The organism is Lapidilactobacillus concavus DSM 17758, assembly GCF_001435835.1.
Taxonomy (GTDB): Bacteria; Bacillota; Bacilli; order Lactobacillales; family Lactobacillaceae; genus Lapidilactobacillus; species Lapidilactobacillus concavus.
In genome coordinates, this window is record NZ_AZFX01000094.1 from 67,127 (window position 1) to 85,168 (window position 18,042).

Annotated in this window: 14 protein-coding genes and 1 pseudogene; 11 read left to right on the forward strand and 4 right to left on the reverse strand. The window is 44.2% G+C overall.

Translation table 11 applies throughout. From position 1 onward, the window contains the following. Positions 1–53 precede the first annotated feature (53 nt). Positions 54–800: an NADPH-dependent oxidoreductase gene (locus FC15_RS08455; protein ID WP_057825757.1), complete on the reverse strand. Its 747-nt coding sequence runs from the start codon at positions 798–800 to the stop codon at positions 54–56. A 204-nt stretch (positions 801–1,004) separates the two neighbouring features. On the opposite strand from FC15_RS08455, the gene FC15_RS08460 reads away from it, so the two are divergent. The 4 genes and pseudogenes from FC15_RS08460 (at position 1,005) to FC15_RS08475 (ending at position 8,073) form a co-directional block, all read left to right on the forward strand. Then, positions 1,005–1,571, forward strand: coding sequence for a TetR/AcrR family transcriptional regulator (locus FC15_RS08460; RefSeq protein WP_057825759.1), 567 nt, complete (start codon positions 1,005–1,007; stop codon positions 1,569–1,571). A gap of 48 nt (positions 1,572–1,619) precedes the next feature. Next, positions 1,620–5,381: an MMPL family transporter gene (locus FC15_RS08465; RefSeq protein ID WP_057825760.1), complete on the forward strand. Its 3,762-nt coding sequence runs from the start codon at positions 1,620–1,622 to the stop codon at positions 5,379–5,381. A 244-nt stretch (positions 5,382–5,625) separates the two neighbouring features. Continuing rightward, complete coding sequence (locus FC15_RS08470; RefSeq protein ID WP_057825762.1) at positions 5,626–6,564, forward strand: Gfo/Idh/MocA family protein; 939 nt, start codon at positions 5,626–5,628, stop codon at positions 6,562–6,564. 196 nt (positions 6,565–6,760) lie between these two features. Further along, a pseudogene (locus FC15_RS08475) lies at positions 6,761–8,073 on the forward strand (MFS transporter). Between the two features lie 66 nt (positions 8,074–8,139). On the opposite strand, the gene FC15_RS08480 reads toward FC15_RS08475, so the two are convergent. Both FC15_RS08480 and FC15_RS08485 read right to left on the reverse strand, forming a co-directional pair. Then, positions 8,140–8,883, reverse strand: a complete 744-nt coding sequence (locus FC15_RS08480) for a YibE/F family protein (RefSeq protein WP_057825763.1) — start codon at positions 8,881–8,883, stop codon at positions 8,140–8,142. Continuing rightward, positions 8,880–9,965, reverse strand: coding sequence for a YibE/F family protein (locus FC15_RS08485; protein WP_057825764.1), 1,086 nt, complete (start codon positions 9,963–9,965; stop codon positions 8,880–8,882). The genes FC15_RS08480 and FC15_RS08485 overlap by 4 nt, the downstream gene beginning before the upstream one ends. A gap of 202 nt (positions 9,966–10,167) precedes the next feature. On the opposite strand from FC15_RS08485, the gene FC15_RS08490 reads away from it, so the two are divergent. From FC15_RS08490 to trxB, 6 genes are all read left to right on the forward strand, one after another. Further along, entirely contained in the window at positions 10,168–10,491 is a 324-nt protein-coding gene (locus FC15_RS08490; protein ID WP_057825766.1) for a putative heavy metal-binding protein, read from the forward strand. A gap of 157 nt (positions 10,492–10,648) precedes the next feature. After that, positions 10,649–11,497 (forward strand): aldo/keto reductase, encoded by an 849-nt coding sequence (locus FC15_RS08495; protein WP_057825768.1) that lies wholly within the window; start codon positions 10,649–10,651, stop codon positions 11,495–11,497. A 243-nt stretch (positions 11,498–11,740) separates the two neighbouring features. Continuing rightward, positions 11,741–12,688 (forward strand): HPr(Ser) kinase/phosphatase, encoded by a 948-nt coding sequence (gene hprK / locus FC15_RS08500; RefSeq protein WP_057825769.1) that lies wholly within the window; start codon positions 11,741–11,743, stop codon positions 12,686–12,688. Further along, entirely contained in the window at positions 12,685–13,530 is an 846-nt protein-coding gene (gene lgt, locus FC15_RS08505) for a prolipoprotein diacylglyceryl transferase (protein WP_057825772.1), read from the forward strand. The genes hprK and lgt overlap by 4 nt, the downstream gene beginning before the upstream one ends. 134 nt (positions 13,531–13,664) lie before the next feature. Beyond that, the gene (locus FC15_RS08510) at positions 13,665–14,690 is read left to right on the forward strand and encodes an NAD(P)H-dependent glycerol-3-phosphate dehydrogenase (protein WP_057825774.1); all 1,026 of its coding nucleotides are present in this window, start codon (positions 13,665–13,667) and stop codon (positions 14,688–14,690) included. A 90-nt stretch (positions 14,691–14,780) separates the two neighbouring features. Next, positions 14,781–15,731 carry a thioredoxin-disulfide reductase gene (gene trxB, locus FC15_RS08515; protein ID WP_057825776.1) on the forward strand — a complete coding sequence of 317 codons (951 nt, stop codon included), beginning with the start codon at positions 14,781–14,783 and terminating at the stop codon, positions 15,729–15,731. Between the two features lie 81 nt (positions 15,732–15,812). Here the strand turns inward: trxB and FC15_RS08520 are convergent, their stop codons facing one another. After that, entirely contained in the window at positions 15,813–16,517 is a 705-nt protein-coding gene (locus FC15_RS08520; protein ID WP_146979110.1) for a hypothetical protein, read from the reverse strand. 255 nt (positions 16,518–16,772) lie between these two features. Between FC15_RS08520 and metK the strand changes: the two genes are divergently transcribed. Next, positions 16,773–17,969, forward strand: a complete 1,197-nt coding sequence (gene metK, locus FC15_RS08525) for a methionine adenosyltransferase (RefSeq protein WP_057825779.1) — start codon at positions 16,773–16,775, stop codon at positions 17,967–17,969. The last annotated feature ends 73 nt before the right edge of the window (positions 17,970–18,042 follow it).

Genomic DNA, 18,042 nt, shown 5'->3' on the forward strand with positions numbered 1-18,042 from the left:
AAATAGCTTTTCACGGCAGATATGAGTTAATCATGTCTGAGTGAAAAGCTTTTTTATTCTAACAGAAAACCTTGTTGATGAAGGAGCTGTAAGAGTTCATGACGCTTCTCAGGAACATTGAGCAGACTGCGGTTGACTTGGTTCGTAAACGTATCAACACGTCGGTTTGCTTCGCGCAGATCGTAATATTCGTGGACTTCGGCGTCATAGGCCTTTAATTGCGGAATCAGAGGTGTCGAAAGCTGATAGCTATTTTCAAAATGCATGAACTTTTTCGGTAATCGTGGTTTATATTGCGGTTCCTGATCGGGATAACCTATGGCTAAACCCAGTATTGGGAAGGTTAGTTGTGGTAAATGTAGCAAGTCGATTAGCTGACCGGCATCGTTCAGAATGCTACCGAGAACGACCGTGCCCAGTCCCATACTTTCGGCGGCAACGACGGTATTTTGCAAGGCTAAGATAGCATCGGAGGCAGCCGCGAGAAACTTGTTAGTGCCGCCGACTTTGTTTTCGTCTTGTCCCATTTCGTGACCAATCTGAGCGTTACGATGTTGGTCCGCCACGAAAATAAAAAGATGGCCATTGTCGCCGACGTAAGTTTGCTTAGAAATTGCGGCAATCGCTTTTTTTAACTGGGGATCAGTGACGCTGATGACACTAAAAGCTTGCAGAAATTCGGAGGTCGCGGTGTGTCTTGCCACGTCAATTAACGTGTCGATAGTTGTCGCGGGAATTTCTTGAGCGGTAAAGGCACGAATGGTGCGGTGATGTAATTGATGTTCGATGGCTGAATTCATGAACGTCAGTGCTCCTTTCGTTTTGAAAACTGTTCTAAGTATACATCATTAATTTAAAGTAAGTAAATAGGGTCATACTTGTGCTGTTTTCAAAGTTAAACAAATAATTTCAATATTTTTCAACAAACTACAATTTGTAGATTGACAACTTCTAATCGTAGGTATATTATTTGTAAATGTAAATTAGTGAAGGAGGTCAAACTCATGACTCAACGACGTGTCCTGGACAAGAACAAGGTTGCTGATGCTGCTCGAGAGATCGTAAAGGCTTCAGGAATGCCGGCTTTAACATTTGGTAATCTTGCAAAAAAGTTAGGCATTAAATCACAGTCCGTCTATAATTACTTTCACAATTCCGATGAGCTGCTCGAATATTTAGGCGCAGATCTGATGCATGCCTTATATGAAGAGTTAACCACAGGCTTGATTGGACTTTCCGGACGTGAGGCTTTGTTGAAATATGGTGAAATTGCGCATCAATTTTTCTTGAAACAAGGCAAGCTCGTCAGAACGATTCATACCATACCGAATTATCCACGTGATTCTGATTTCGTGAAGGCGATGGAGCAAGTTCTGCAGATCATCTCGCAGATCATCGATGGTCAGAAGAATATTAAGATTGATCGCGTGGCGTTTCTACAGGCCTTCATTAGTCAAGTGCTTGGCTTTACCTTGGTCGAATCAATGGGCCTTTTTGAAACTTATGACGTGCCACACACGAACGAGAGCTTTCGTCGCGTTTTAGAAATCACAACGGATGCCTTTGTCTGAATCATTTTAAAAGGGAATCGATTTTAGGATTAAGGGAGAAATTAAGTTATGCAGAAATTTTTCAAAAATCATTTTGGCGCGTTGATTGGCTGGCTCATCGCTGTAATCGTGGCTATCGTTATGTTACCAAACATCACTGAGCTGGTTCATGATAAAGGCCAAACGGAATTACCAGATAACGTTCAAAGTAAAATGGCCGATCTATTCCAAGATGATTGGGGTCGTGGACAAGGAAATACACGACAGATTGTTGCAATTTTTAATAATGGTGACAAGAAGCTATCTGCAACGCAAAAAGCGCGGATCGAGCAAACAATTCATGATCTACGTGCATATAAAAAGAAATACGGGATCAAATCTGTGCTGGCACCGAATGACAATGCCGAAACGAAAGCACAGTTGATTTCAAAAGATAAGTCAACACAATTGGTTCAATTGTTGGTTGACAAGGATCATGATGATGGTTCCGTCACGAAGGTCAACGACGAACTCATGAAAGCTGTTAAAACACCGGGTGTCAAAACTTATGTGACCGGTGCAGATATTTTAAACAATGAATTCGACTTGAAGACACAGCGTGGGATCCAGAAAACAGAAGTGATTGCGGCAGTCTTCATCTTCATCGTGTTGATCATTGTTTTCCGTTCGCCAATCGTGCCGGTGATCTCATTACTGACCGTCGGTGTTTCACTGATCACCTCATTGAGTATCGTGACTAATTTAGTCGATAAATTTAGTTTTCCATTTTCTAACTTTACGCAAGTGTTTATGGTTGTGGTTCTGTTCGGGATTGGGACGGACTACAACATTCTGCTCTATGATCAATTCAAAGAGGAACTGAGTCAAGGCCTCTCGAATTGGGAAGCAACGCGGCGTGCACAACATAAAGCTGGGAAGACAATTCTTTATTCGGGCTCCTCGATTCTCATTGGGTTCACTGTTCTAGGCTTGGCAAAGTTCTCTATTTATCGTTCAGCTGTCGGTGTTGCCGTCGGCGTTATTGTACTCCTTGCCGTTCTATTGACCTTGAACCCATTTTTCATGAGTTTAATGGGTAAAAAAATGTTCTGGCCATCCAAGAACTTTGACGGCCACTCATCAAGCAAGATGTGGCATGGCTTGGCTACTCAAAGCGTGTTACATCCCTTAATTGCGTTGGCAATTGCACTAGTCGTAACGGTGCCTTTTGTTATCACGTATAACAACAGTTTGAATTATGACAACTTACAAGAATTAGGCGATGATGTCGCCGCAAAACGTGGGTTCGAAGTCGTTGAGAAACACTTCTCGAAAGGGACCGCAGAGCAAACGACTATTTATCTTCGTAGCAACCACACTTTAGATAATGAAGCCGATCTGAAGGCCATCGATCAATTGACGCAAGCCCTACAGGCGGTTGATGGAGTCCAAACAGTTGCATCGGTTACAGAGCCGGGTGGTAGCAAAATCAAGAAGCTTTACGTGAAAGATCAAATGAATACGGTCACTGATGGCATGAAGGATGCGCGTAAAGGCATCAAGACGATTAATTCCGGGTTGACTGAAGCTAATCAGAAACTTGCAGCTAGTGACATGGCTGGTGGCTTGAACGATGTGCAGCGATTAGTGGCAGGCACTAATCAGTTGCTCGCAGGCGGGAAGACCTTACAACAAGGAACCACTCAATTAGCTTCTGGAGCCGCAACACTGAATAACGGCCTTGATAAGTATGTTGTTGGTGTTGGCCAATTGTACGACGGGACTTCACAATTAGCGGGTAATTCTGGGAAAATCACCTCTGGTATCCAGACGTTAGTGAGCCAGAGTCAACAGTTGCCAATGGCTGTTGCTGGATTAGCAGCCTATAACAACGGCATTAACAATGGCGTCAACCAATTGAATCAGGTTTTGAAATCGAAATCTGCTGATTTGAATGAGCTTGCAGCCATGGAGGGCAAGATTTCAAGCTTATCCGAAGCAACTTCAGAGATGAAAGCACAGCTCAATTCACTTAGTGGAATGAGTGGTCAACTAAAAAACATGTCCCAATTATTGACGCTCTTACAACAAGACGGTCCCAAATTGCAAGACTTGCTTCAAACTGCAAGTGATTTAGCAGGGATGAAGCAAGATTTGACGAAAGCTTTAGGATCGGTGGGCGATAATGACACGGCGAGTGCTAAAGCTAATAAACAGATTATTGTTGATGCGACAAAGATTGCAAAAGATCCATCATCTTCTGCTGATGCAAAGGCTGCAGCTGGAGATATTATCAAGCAAGCGCAAACTGCTTTTGGTAAAGCCCAAGCTAACGGTCAAACTTTACAGGCACTTTCGAAGAATCTCTCAAGATTGACAATTGATTCAGAAGTATTGAGTGATATGCAAAAATTGATGAAGGCTATGCCGTCAGACAAGGAGATTACCAAAATTAATGCACAACTTGCAAATGTCCAAAAGATGATTCAACAAGCTAACTCGTTGTTGAGCCAGGCCGAGAGTTTAACCGCGCAGGCCTCGAAGTTGAAGGAATTGTCATCTGCCATGACTCAATTAACACAAGCTTTGTCACAGTTACAGACTGCTTCAAATCAGGCTGCCTCTGTTGCAACCCAATTGAACGATGGTGTTAATGGACAAGGCGTCAACATCAAGAACCAACAGACCATCGAGGCAACGATTGGTCAGTCGACGATGTTGTCACAATTGAACCAATTATCATCTGGAATGCGCACGTATATCGATGGTGTTAACCAAGTTGCAGCAGGTGCTAGCCAATTGAATGCTAACTCCGGTGCGCTTAAGAGTGGTGCTGGTCAATTAGCCAGTGGTATGACGCAATTAAATGGTCAGATTCCAACTTTGACTAGCGGATTGACACAAGTTCGTGATGGTCAGCAACAAATGTACACGACGCTACAGAGCACCGTTCAACAAATGAGTGAGTTGCAAAGTGGCCTCGGTGCTGCTTCTGACGGTTTAACTACAATCGGTGACGGTGTTAAAACAGCCAACAGTTATTTGACTGGGTTACAAGATTCAGCCGCTGGGTTATCCTTCTATATTCCTAAGAGCGAGATTCACGGCAAATCCTTCGCACCTGCAATCAAGAACTATATGTCTGAAGACAAGAAGATCACGAAATTCACGATTGTCTTGGATCAGAATCCAAGTTCGACGAAAGCAATGAAGAAAGTTCGTCAATTAACTGCTCAAACGAAGAACAACATCAAAGGTACGCCTTTGAATGATGCAAAAGTGGCAACAGGTGGTCAAACTTCTCAGACTGCAGATACGCAGGAATTAGCAAGTTCTGACTTTAACCGAACGGCGATCATCATGGTCGTTGGTATCGGGATCGCCTTGATTTTCGTGACTAGATCGCTGTTACAACCATTATTCATCATCGGGACTTTGTTGCTTTCTTACTTCACGTCATTGTCATTGACGCGTTGGATCAGCGCAACCTTCTTGGGACATTCGATGTTGACTTGGAATACGCCATTCTTCACGTTCATCATGATTTTCGCCTTGGGTGTTGACTACAGTATCTTCCTCATGATGAAATATCGTGAATTAGGTGAGCAGCTTGCTAGTCCAAGTTCAAGAATCATTGAAGCTTCTGGTATCATTGGTGCAGTGGTCATTTCCGCCGCAATTATCCTTAGTGGAACTTTTGCAGCCCTAATGCCTTCAGGTGTCTTGACCTTGATTCAAGTTGCTTTAGGCGTGATCATTGGATTAGTCATTCTCGTGGTCATCTTACCGATTATTTTACCGGCAGCCATTCATTTGACTTATGATCACCAGAAAGACACTGCTAAGCATTAATTGAATCGAATCTCGCACAAAGCTTATTCGATACGATAGATTAAAACCGTCTCAGAAATGTGGCTGGCTCAAGAGATGCTCTTGAAGCCAATCCTCTTCTGAGACGGTTTTTGATTGTTTGCGCGCTGTGACGATTGGCAATCAACGGAATACTCAGAAGTTTGGCTGGTATTTACGTTTGATATTTGGCACAATGGGGTTGAACAAGATGATGAACAAACCTAAAAATTAGAGGAAGTTACCTATGTTGAGAATTGGTGTTGTCGGTCTAGGAAATATCGCGCAGAAGGCTTATTTGCCAGTCATGGCTCAGATGCAAGATCAAGTGGATTGGGTGTTGTGTACTCGTGATCCGCAAAAGTTAACCAACTTAAAGCAAAAATTTGGCTTTGAGTCAGCTGTTCATACCGTTCAAGACTTATTGGCGTCAAAAATTGATGCGGTATTCATTCACACGCCAACTTCGACGCACACTGCGTTGATTCGTCAGTTTTTAAAAGCGGGGGTACACGTCTACGTCGATAAGCCGATTAGCGAGGACTTCACAGAGGTCTCGGAATTATATCGGTTGGCTTCGCAAAAGAACCTCCTGTTGACGGCAGGATTTAATCGCCGCTTTGCACCGTTGCAAGCAGCAGTTGCCGTGCCCAAGCAACCAGCAGTGGTTATGGTACAGAAAAATAGAGCAGATGACCCTCAACCTGTTCAGTTTGCTGTTTACGATTTATTTATTCACGCGGTAGATACCGCGCTCTTCTTGGCGGGCGTGGCGACCCGTTCGGAGATCATCGATTGTCAATATCAATGGCATGAACAAGCAGGCAACTTACAGAGCTGTGGATTGGTCATGAAGACGTCCAATCAGACGGTTTATGTCTTAATGAATATGCAGTCAGGAGCCAACTCAGAAACCAGTGAGAGCGAATGCCAGACGGCAACAAAGCGATTGATCGATTTGACCCAACTTGCTGTCAGGACGAGTTGGGGTGAACAAGTGACAAGATTGCCGGATTGGACACCAATGCTCGTACAACGTGGCTTTGCGCCCTTGATTCATCAATTTGTTGACGCAGTTGCGACAACAGGGGCTAATCCAGTCCCACCTGAAACGAGCTTACTTTCACATCAATTGTGTGCAGAATTAGTCGCAGATTGGCAACAGCGCCGTATTGAAAAAGACTAATTCTAATGGTCTGATCACTGAATTGACGTGAGATAATCCGAGTCATTTTAAAATAAACCAGTCATCTCAACGAGCGGTTGTGCCCACGCGCAATCGCTTTTTACGTGTCGTAAATTCATTTGGAGGCAATATTTTGCAAGCAAGTAAGAAACAATATTTCTGGTTCATTGCGGTTTTGTTAGCAGGAACTTTCACCATGTCGATCAGTCAGTCGTCGCTTTCAACCGCCTATCCAACGTTGATGAGCTACTTTCATCTTCCGGCGGCAACGATTCAATGGTTAATGACAGGATTCATGCTGGTGATGTGCGTGATGATGCCAATTAGTCCTTGGCTATTAAAAAACATCCCCTTCAAGCTGCTATTCATTAGCGTTCTCGCTATTTTTGATCTAGGAACGTTGATTATTCTTATTGCACCTAATTTTGGGTTGATGTTGATTGGCCGGGTGTTGGAGGCCATTGCGGTGGGAATTCTATTTCCTGCCTATCAGTCGGTGATGTTGACCATTACCCCAGAAGCGCAGCGTGGCAGTGTCATGGGCATTGCTGGTCTGGTCATGGGTTCCGCATTAGCGGTAGGTCCAATTATTTCAGGAATCGTTCTGGGCTTCACCACTTGGCGCGTCTTATTCGTTGTCTTCCTTGTCGTTATTTCGCTTGTCCTGGTGTTGAGTTTCTTCACGGTTCAAAGTGTGATGGCCCTCGAGCGTTCGCGAGTAGATTTGCTCTCGGTGATTTGCTCGTTAGGGGTGATTGGCGTGCTCTATGTGGTTAATCAGATTGGACAATCGGGTCATTGGCAATTCAATATCGGATTATTGACGATGAGTCTGCTGGCACTGCTGATTTTTGTGATTCGCCAATTCAAGCTGGCTCAACCGCTACTCGAATTACGAGTGCTTAAGACGTTTAACTACGATCTCGCAGTGTTGTTGACCGCAATTTCATATCTCTCATTAATCGTTGTGACTGTTTTGTTCCCTTTGTATTATCAAGAGGTGTTAGGAATCTCACCACTTCTTTCTGGACTCGCGTTGGTACCTGGTGCCGTCGTGTTGAGTGTTTTTAATCCAATTACCGGACGACTAGCAGATCGTTTCGGATTTAGACGCATGATGGTGATTGGCATGACTTTAATTAGTGTCGGCTAATTGGTCCTGATGATCTTTACCGCTCGTCTTTCTTTGGGTCTCATGATGATCTTGGCCGCTTTGATTGAGGGCGGAAATGCCTTCGTGATGATGCCAGCAGTAACGTTGGGTGCCAATGCCTTGCCGGATGAGTTGATTACTCATGGGACAGCAGTGATCACGACCGTTCGTCAGATCTTGGGTTCAGCAGGCGTGACTGTGGCAACACTGATCCTCTCAAATGTGACCCATCAACAACAACTTGAAGGTGTGCGATTCGCTATGGCACGGATAACAGGTTATCGTATGGGTTCCTAACTTTTTTTGTGGTGTCATTATTCGGACTGCTCTTGGCGGGACGACTGAAAGAAAAATAATTAGCGCATCGAAAAAATCGAAGTGAGTTGTCTTTTGACAACGACTTCGATTTTTTAGTTAAGAGCTTATTTTTTAATGTGTGACACAATGAAGGTCGTTAAGGGAATAACCAATAGCACGCCAATGACGGAGTAAATCATGATCATAAATTCTTGAACAAATAACTTGTCGTTGATGATTTGTGCAAATGTATAGTGCAATCGTGAATACCAGATGAAAAGCGCCAAAAAACTGCCGAAGAATCCAAACAAAATCGTGTTTACGGCTGTCCCGAGAATATCTTCACCAATATTTAAGCCACTTTGATAATAATCGCTGATCGAAAGTTGGGTGTTTGATTGCCGCAGTTCCAGCAGCCCCGCACTCATGGCGACTGCAGCCTCACTGATCGCGCCCAACGTGCTAAAAATTGCGACGATCACGCCAATCGCACCAAAATTCAAGCCCGGTGCATCTGAGAGCCCAATTAGATCTTCACCTGCCTGATCACCTACTCCAGTCGCGTGAGCGAAGTAGTTGAGGATTAAAATCAAAATTGTGATGATCAGCGTGACGCTGAACGAGCTCAAAAAAGATTTATCAGCAATTTTAGTCTTGTGAGTCCCTAAATAAATGATCGTCAATAGTTTTAAGGGGATGAAACAAGCGGCCGTGAGCCAGATGTTTGCGCCCCAACTAATCAGCAGTGCGAAGAAGAAGATCAGCAAAAAATTAATGACAATACTTAAATAACTACGAACGCCGGCCCAACCGCCAACGCCGACCATCAATCCTAGTAAAACTAAGAGTAATGCGACCATCGTGCTCATTGATCAGCACCTCTTTTCTTCATCAAGAAGATGTCAGCAGCAAGTGCGGCCATCGGAACGGTCAAAACAATGCCAATGGCGGAAATCAGACTCTGTAGGACCCCAAGGGACAGCGTATATTCAAAGGTATACGCAATTGCGTTGTTATTGCGTAAGAAAAGAATCGTCATGGGTAAGGCATCCGCCATGAAAATCAGAAATAGCACATTGATCAGCGGTCCCATGATTTCTTGGCCGATGGCGCGACCACTTGCCCATAGCTGCCGTCCAGTCAATTGAGAATCGTGATGAATAATCTCGCCAAGGCTGGCGACGATGTCGGTTGATTCATCCATGACAGCGCCCAACACGCCTAGAAGCGTCTGTCCTAGAAACAGCGAGCGTGGATTCTGCGTCGCATAAGAAACGGCCATGTAGGTAATTCCTTTTTCATGAGTCAATTGCATGATCAAATAACTGAGCCCAAACGCCACCAGCAGTGACATAATCGTACTCGTGAGCATGGCAACCATTTTTCGATGAAAACCTTGATAAAGAATGAATGTCACTGACGCAAAAAGGATCGACGCCACGCTATAAATCAAAATTGTTTTGGTGCCGTTCTTTTGAATGTCAAAGTGGATGACGAGATAAAACAGGCTTGAATTCAGCAGCAATGATAGGAGAATGCGCCAAGATTTTCGTCCGATCAGGGTTATCATCAGTAAAAGGAGCAGACTGATAATGGCCACAATTACCCAGTCACGTTTGGGATTGACGATGTTAAGCTGCTTTTTTCGAATTTGGACAAAGACACGTTGATGTTGACGATAGGTTTGATCGAGGAGCTGCGATTCTGCGTAGTTATTCTTGACGACATAAGTTTGATCGCGGTGTTGATGATTCAAGACTCGCAAGGTCAGGCGTTGGGTCATGATGCGATCTCGATTCTCATACTGATCTTTGGTGACTTGGGCCGAGAGTTGTTTGGCAGAAGTGACAACAGCAATCGTACTGCGATAATTGGTATTAAAATACGTGGCAATTGTGGCGACCAGGCAGAGACATGCCATCAGCCAGAAAACGAGCCGTTTTTTCTTCAAAAGATCACCTCACAAGGATAATAGACCAATCGTTTATGATTATAGTCTAGTTAAAAAATAAGTTAGGGTCAGCATCTCACGGTAATTTAGCAAAAATTAAAGAAAGTTGTGTCGTGAAACCCCTTACGGTAAAATAGAAGCGTTCATTAGAATTAGAAGCGTGTCAGAAGAATCAGATAAATTTGAAAGGAAGTGGTTCAAAATGATCTTAACCACAACTAATGCCGTCCAAGATAGAACCGTCCAAGACTATCAGGGAATCGTCTTTGGAGAGGTGATTACTGGCATTAATGTCTTTAAAGATATGGGTGCTGGCCTGCGCAACATGTTTGGCGGTCGCTCAAAAGGCTATGAGGACGAACTGACCAAGGCGCGTGAAGAAGCATTGGCTGAAATGAGTGATCGTGCGGAGAAGTTAGGTGCAAATGCCGTCATTGGACTGAAAATGGACTATGAAGTTTTAGGCTCAGATAATGGCATGTTAATGGTTAGCTGCAGCGGGACTGCGGTTAGACTCAGTGAATGACGACAGATCAATTCGCCGCTAATCAATGAGTAAGATTGCTTGAAAACGCTAAACGACGCGAATATTCAATCTTTTGGCGCAAATGATCACGTCATGAACGTTATCAGAGGGAAGATTCATGCTATAATGAACTTATTAAAGGTAAGAGGTGGAATAAATGTCAGTATTAACAGAAACTTATCAACTTGCTAACGGCGTTCAAATCCCGAAGGTTGGTTTTGGCACCTGGCAGATTCCAAATGGTGATGCAGCATATCATTCAGTTGCGACCGCCCTTAAAAATGGTTATCGTCATATCGACACTGCTAAGGCTTATGGAAATGAGAAGAGTGTAGGTCAGGCTATTCGCGATTCAGGTATTGACCGCAAAGAAATCTTCGTGACATCTAAATTGCCAGCAGAAATCAAAACTTATGAGGGTGCTTTGAAGGCTTTCGATGAAACCATGGCTGATTTAGATATTGACTATCTGGATCTTTATATCATTCATGCACCATGGCCATGGCGCGAGACCGGCAAGAATTGTGATCAAGGCAATATTGAAGCTTGGAAGGCATTAGAAAAGGTTTATAAAGACGGCCGTGTTCGTGCCATTGGCGTCTCTAACTTTGCTGTTCGCGACTTAAAAAATCTTTTTGATCATTCAGAAGTGACACCAATGGTCAACCAGATTCAATATTATGTTGGCTTCACTGAACCCAAAATCACCAGCTATTCGCAACATCATGGCCTGTTGGTTGAGGCTTACTCGCCACTAGCAACGGGTCAAATGTTAAATAATGACCACGTGCTTAAGCTTGCCGACAAATATGGCGTTACGACTGCACAACTTGCCATTCGTTTTTGTATTGAAAACGGCACGTTGCCATTACCAAAATCAGTCACGCCTGAACATATTATTAGCAACAAGGAACTCGATTTCACGATTAGTCCCGAAGATATGGCGGAATTGAATGATTTGGCAGATACTGCGGACGGTAATAATCACAACCGCACGCAAGGTTAAATCAGACAATTTTGCTATCAGCGACCATTTCCGACGTGTTTATGCCGGAGATGGTTTTTTATTTGTGTTATTTTACGACAATCATTTTGAATCGACGAACGAAAGCAATTCATGTTATCCGGATGAAAAAAATACCTAAGAATGGTAAACTTAAATGCAAATGCAATAATTACTCACCTGTTCGATTCGTGATGGCGTTTAACTGGATCTGAACAGCTTGTGGAAACTTTTTGGAGGCAGACGATGGCTGAAGGTATCTTAGTCAAGCAACTCGTAGATGATTTGAAGTTAAAAGTATTGTCGGGTCAAGAAAGTTTAGCAAAAAAAACAGTGACAACCAGTGATTTATCACGTCCTGATTTTGAGATGACGGGTTATTTTGCTTATTACCCTCAGCGTCGGCTACAAGTTTTCGGTTTGACGGAAACGGCCTTCGCCAAGGGACTGACGAGTGAAGAACTCTCGGTCGTTTTACGGCGAATGTGTCAGAAGGAGACACCTGCCTTTGTGGTGAGCAGTGGGTTAACTCCGCCTAAAGAAATGCTGATTGAGGCTGAACATGCAGGTGTGCCTGTTTTAGGCTCTGATTTGTTGACGACGCGGCTTTCGAGTGTCTTAACAGATTATTTGCACGTTCAATTGGCTGAACGTCGCAGCATGCATGGTGTTCTTGTCGATGTTTACGGTCTGGGCGTGTTGATCACAGGTGATTCTGGTGTTGGTAAGAGTGAAACGGCGCTTGAATTAGTTAAGCGCGGACACCGGTTGATCGCGGACGATCGCGTTGATGTCTATCAGAAAGATGAGAGCACGATTGTGGGTGAAGCGCCGAAGATCTTGAAGCACTTAATGGAAATTCGTGGGATTGGCATTATTGACGCCATGAATCTTTTCGGCGCCGGTGCCGTTCGTCAGGACACACCGATCTCATTGATCGTCCATTTGGAGAATTGGCAGCCAGATCGAAACTATGATCGTTTAGGTAGTGCCGAAGACACGCAACAAATTTTCGACGTCCCAGTGCCTAAGATGACGATTCCCGTTAAAGTTGGTCGAAACTTAGCCATCATCATTGAAGTTGCTGCAATGAACTTCAGAGCCAGATCAATGGGTTATGATGCCACTCAAGTTTTCGAACAAAATTTAAACGAATTAATCAAAGAAAATTCCAGTGAGGATGAGCAAAAATGAACGCAATCTTATTAGCTTTAAATCCAGTTGCATTCTCACTCGGTGAACTGCACGTACGTTGGTATGGTGTGATTATCACGTTGGGTGTTGTCATTGCAGTGTTTTTGAGCATGCGTGAGGCCAGACGTCGTCAAATCGATCCGGATGATATCGTTGATCTACTCTTTTGGATGTTACCTATCGGGCTGATTGGTGCCAGATTATATTATGTCATTTTCGAATGGTCATATTACTCGCAATATCCAGGTGACATCATCAAGATTTGGAATGGTGGCTTGGCAATTTATGGTGGTTTAATTGCTGCCTTGATTGTTTTATTGATCTTTTGTTATCACCGTGAGATTCCAACTTGGTTGTTACTCGATGTGATTGCGCCAACGGTTATCTTGGCACAGGCAATTGGTCGTTGGGGTAATTTCATGAATCAAGAGGCCTTTGGTGCAAAAACCACGTTGAATTTCTTGCAGAGTTTGCACCTACCCGAATTCATCATTACGCAAATGAATATTAATGGCGCCTATCGTCAACCGACATTCTTATACGAATCGATGTGGAGCCTAATTGGATTCATCTTGTTGATTAGTCTTCGTCATCGGACTCATTTATTCAAACAGGGTGAGGTTTTTCTAAGTTATATCATGTGGTATTCTTTAGGACGTTCGGTTATTGAAGGGATGCGGACAGATAGTCTCTATCTTTTTGCCAACATTCGCGTTTCGCAATTGCTTTCTGTTGTGCTATTTGTGGCGGCACTTGCCATCCTTATTATTCGCCGTTATCGCGAACCTCAGTTGAAGTGGTATCTTGATGGGACTGGGCGTTCATTATCAAAGAAAGCTTAAAAACAGACAGGATACCTCAACGTTACTTGATTGTGTCATAATCATATTAAATCGTGTGTTTCAGCGGTCAATGAAGCCAGTGATAATTATTAAATTTCAATCGCCGGATTAAACACAGCTAGGAGAAAAATATATTGTCAATTAAAATTGGTGTTTTAGGTGCAGGATCTTGGGGAACAGTTTTAGCCGACTTATTGGTTAATAACGGTCATCAAGTCGAATTGTGGGGGAATAGTCAAGCCATTGCTGATGAAATCAACACGGCACACACGAATCGCCATTATCTCCCTGAGTTCGAGATCAACCCACGGGTTCACGCCAGCTTAGATTTAAATGAGACGTTACAGGATGCAGACGCTGTGCTGTTCGTTCTGCCAACCGCAGCGATTCGTTCAGTTGCTGAGCGAATGCGGCCGATTCTTGCGACACTTCCTAAGCAGCCGCTGTTGATCAGCGCAACTAAGGGCTTAGAAATCGGCACGCATAAGCGGATCTCTCAGATTATTGCCGACGAATTTCCTGAAGCATTGGCCAAGCGGTTGGTGATTTTCTCAGGCCCGAGTCATGCAGAAAACGTTGCGACCCATGACCTCACCTCACTGACGGTTGCTTCGGCTAACCTGAAGGATGCTGAATGGGTTCAATCGATTTTTATGAATGACTATTTCCGCCTCTATACGAATGACGATATGGTGGGCGTTGAGTTGGGCGGCGCGTTGAAGAACGTGATTGCCATCGGTGCAGGGATTCTGCACGGTCTTGGCTACGGCGACAATGCCAAGGCTGCCCTGATGACTCGTGGAATAGCTGAGATTAGTCGATTAGGCGTGAAGATGGGTGCAAATCCGCTGACTTTCATGGGGCTGTCAGGAATCGGCGACCTCATCGTCACCTGCACGAGTGTTAATTCACGTAATTGGCGTTGTGGTAATGCCTTGGGACAAGGTCAAAAGCTCGACGATGTCTTGAAAAATATGGGGATGGTCGTGGAAGGCGTTGGTACCGCTGAAGCCGCACACGAACTCTGCCAGAAGCTACAGGTCGACACACCAATCTCCGAAAGCATTTATCGCGTTCTCTATGAAGACGCTGATATCCATGCTGAAATCAGTAAATTGATGCAGCGCGATGGCCGTAATGAAATGGAATTTGTTAATTAGGAAGTCGTCACTAGCCGTTAAGCACAGTGGTAGACAACTTCATAAAAAGAGAGTAAACTAATACTTATTAAAAGTAAGGGAGAAATGCGCATGTCCAAAAAATATGATGTTATCGTCATTGGCGCAGGTCCTGGTGGTATGACTGCCGCACTTTACGCTTCACGTTCTAATCTATCAGTTTTGATGTTGGACCGCGGGATTTATGGCGGTCAAATGAACAACACTGCTGAAATCGAAAACTATCCTGGATTTAATTCGATTTTGGGACCAGAGTTGGGGGAGAAGATGTATGCTTCTGCCACACAATTCGGTGCTGAGTATGCGTATGGTACGGTCAGTGATGTGATTGACCATGGCACCTACAAGACGGTCAAAACAGACGAGGGCGAGTATGAAACGAAGGCAGTCGTGATCGCAACGGGTGCTGAACATCGTCATTTAAATGTCCCTGGGGAAGACCAATACTCAGGCATGGGGGTTTCGTACTGTGCGGTCTGCGACGGCGCATTCTTTAAGGGTCGCGAAGTGGCGGTCATCGGTGGTGGCGACTCTGCCGTTGAAGAGGGTCTCTACTTGGCAAATTTGGCCAGCAAGGTGACAGTCGTTCATCGTCGTGATCAATTACGTGCACAGAAGATTTTGCAGCGTCGCGCTTTTGCCAACGATAAGATGTCATTTGTCTGGAATGCACAAGTCGAATCGATCGATGGTGATGGTCAAGGGATCAAGTCCGTTAAATACCGCGATAAGATCACTGGAGAAGAGAAGACCTTGCCAGCAGAAGGTGTCTTTATCTATGTTGGGATTGAACCGATGACCGAGCCTTTCAAGAATCTTGGCATTCTGAACGAAGCGGGTTGGATCGAGACTGATGAGACGACGCGCACCAAAGTTCCTGGCGTCTTTGCCGTTGGTGACGTGCGTGATAAGCATCTTCGTCAAATCGCGAATGCGGTTGGTGAAGGTGGTTTAGCCGGTCAAGCCGTTTTCGATTATTTGCAAGAGTTAGGCGACACTGAAACAACTGTTGCCGAAAAATAAGACAATTTAAAAATCCCATATGACGTGTTGGCTAATGAGCCCGTCATATGGGATTTTTGTATGGCTTAAATTCAGATCGACTTAAGGCACCTGGCTAAAAATTGTGAGCAACACCATCAGAATCGCTGGAAATTTTGTCCAGGTTCGCCGAACAGGATAGAAGAGCAAGGCGATGATCAAAGTGAGTCCTATCAAGATGACTGCTGGAATCGACAACATCTTCGCTGAAAGGAGTGAGAACACGACGATGAATCCCAAGAATGGCCAGATGAAATCCAAGAAGTTCTTGAAGGAAAAGCTGTTGGTAATTTTAATGAAGTAGAGTCCGAAAATGAGAATCACTTGATCCATCGACATGGATTGGACCATGGTATCGAGCAAGGCGATTGAGAGAAACAGGGGAATGACGCCTTGATCGAGGACCATCGTCAACTTCGTGTTCAACTTAGGTGTTTGATTCGTCATTAAATAAATAATGTATTGCATAAATAATAGGATGGCAACAACGAAAGCTTGTTGTGTCAGAAGAAGTACAATGGGTAAGATCAACGCAATCTTGAAGATGATCGTCGGCATTGACCAGAACGCTACGACTTCATTACTGAATACGTAGATCACCGCGAAGAGTACGACGATGACGAAGTCGATGATGGCAACAGGTTTGAACCCGTGCGCAATGACGATCGGAGGTAGCAGCAATGCAATCAGCTCGATGATCATGTTAAGTATTAAAAAATCAATAGGTGCCGTATAACGATCCTTCAAAGTTGTTAACCTCCAATTCATAAGTTCCATCCTAATATTTTTATGAATCATGGTCAATTGAAAATGTATAAAATTTCATTAGATTTAAGATTTACGAGCAGTAAAAAATGAGAGATCAAAGCATAAATCCCACAAAATAGCGTCTTCATGTGAAACAGGGTTATAGATTTTGCTTTAAATAACGGTCGTCTTATGCTACACTGTCTTAGTTATTGTATTTCCGATGGGGTCCCAGATAGGGAGCTGCCCTGTAACCGTTAAGGGGGAAAAGAAAGAATGGAAAATCGTCACTTGTTTACTTCGGAATCAGTTTCTGAAGGACATCCTGATAAAATTGCCGATCAGATTTCTGATGCGGTGTTAGATGCAATACTTGCGAAAGACCCGACAGCACGCGTGGCCTGTGAGACGACCGTAACAACCGGTCTTGTCTTGGTGGTTGGTGAGATTTCGACTTCAGCTTATGTCGATATTCAAGCTATCGTCCGGCAAACGATTATTGATGCCGGTTATGACCGCGCTGAATATGGCTTTGATGGTCATAATTGTGCGGTTCTCGTTGCGCTTGATGAGCAATCACCAGATATTGCGCTAGGCGTTGATGAGGCAATCGAGAAACGAACGACAACCTCTGTTGATCCACTGGACCAAATTGGTGCAGGTGATCAAGGGATGATGTTTGGATTTGCCGTAAATGAAACACCAGAACTGATGCCATTACCAATCTCATTGGCACATGCCTTGATGAGACGGACGGCACAAGTGCGTAAGGAAGGCATCTTGCCTTACTTACGTCCAGATGCAAAATCACAAGTTACAGTTGAGTATGATGAAGCAACTGGCAAGATCCCACAACGCGTCGATACCGTTGTTTTAAGCACACAGCATGATCCTGATGTTGATCTTGAGACATTGGCCCATGATGTGATTGAAACGATCGTAAGGCCAGTTATTCCAGCTAATCTGATTGATGATCAAACGAAATTCTTGATCAATCCAACCGGTCGTTTTGTCATTGGTGGTCCACAAGCGGACTCTGGCTTAACGGGTCGCAAGATTATTGTGGACACATACGGTGGCTATGCGCGTCATGGTGGCGGTGCTTTTTCGGGCAAGGATCCGACTAAAGTTGATCGCTCTGCCAGTTATGCAGCACGTTACGTCGCTAAGAATATTGTGGCCGCTGGGCTTGCTGATAAGTGCGAAGTTCAATTGGCTTATGCGATTGGCGTTGCCCAACCGGTTTCAATCAATATCGAGACATTTGGCACGAGTCGTTATTCAGAACATGATTTAATTGCTGCGGTCAGTGCAAACTTTGATTTGCGGCCCGCAGGTATCATTCAAATGCTAGATTTACAACGCCCGATTTATAAGCAGATTGCTGCTTATGGGCATTTTGGACGTACAGATGTGGATCTACCTTGGGAGAAGACAGATAAGGCCGCGGCCTTGCAAGATTTCTTGAAGTAGATTTATGAGCGAGAAGAGGCGATCCAATTGGATTTTTTCCAATTGGGTCTTTTTTTACGAAAAAGTGAGGAAA

Coding starts and splice junctions, on each gene's coding strand:
- FC15_RS08455 (WP_057825757.1), bottom strand. CDS start 800: ATGAATTCAGCCATCGAACATCAATTACATCACCGCACCATTCGTGCC.
- FC15_RS08460 (WP_057825759.1), top strand. CDS start 1,005: ATGACTCAACGACGTGTCCTGGACAAGAACAAGGTTGCTGATGCTGCT.
- FC15_RS08465 (WP_057825760.1), top strand. CDS start 1,620: ATGCAGAAATTTTTCAAAAATCATTTTGGCGCGTTGATTGGCTGGCTC.
- FC15_RS08470 (WP_057825762.1), top strand. CDS start 5,626: ATGTTGAGAATTGGTGTTGTCGGTCTAGGAAATATCGCGCAGAAGGCT.
- FC15_RS08480 (WP_057825763.1), bottom strand. CDS start 8,883: ATGAGCACGATGGTCGCATTACTCTTAGTTTTACTAGGATTGATGGTC.
- FC15_RS08490 (WP_057825766.1), top strand. CDS start 10,168: ATGATCTTAACCACAACTAATGCCGTCCAAGATAGAACCGTCCAAGAC.
- FC15_RS08495 (WP_057825768.1), top strand. CDS start 10,649: ATGTCAGTATTAACAGAAACTTATCAACTTGCTAACGGCGTTCAAATC.
- hprK (WP_057825769.1), top strand. CDS start 11,741: ATGGCTGAAGGTATCTTAGTCAAGCAACTCGTAGATGATTTGAAGTTA.
- lgt (WP_057825772.1), top strand. CDS start 12,685: ATGAACGCAATCTTATTAGCTTTAAATCCAGTTGCATTCTCACTCGGT.
- trxB (WP_057825776.1), top strand. CDS start 14,781: ATGTCCAAAAAATATGATGTTATCGTCATTGGCGCAGGTCCTGGTGGT.
- FC15_RS08520 (WP_146979110.1), bottom strand. CDS start 16,517: ATGAATTGGAGGTTAACAACTTTGAAGGATCGTTATACGGCACCTATT.
- metK (WP_057825779.1), top strand. CDS start 16,773: ATGGAAAATCGTCACTTGTTTACTTCGGAATCAGTTTCTGAAGGACAT.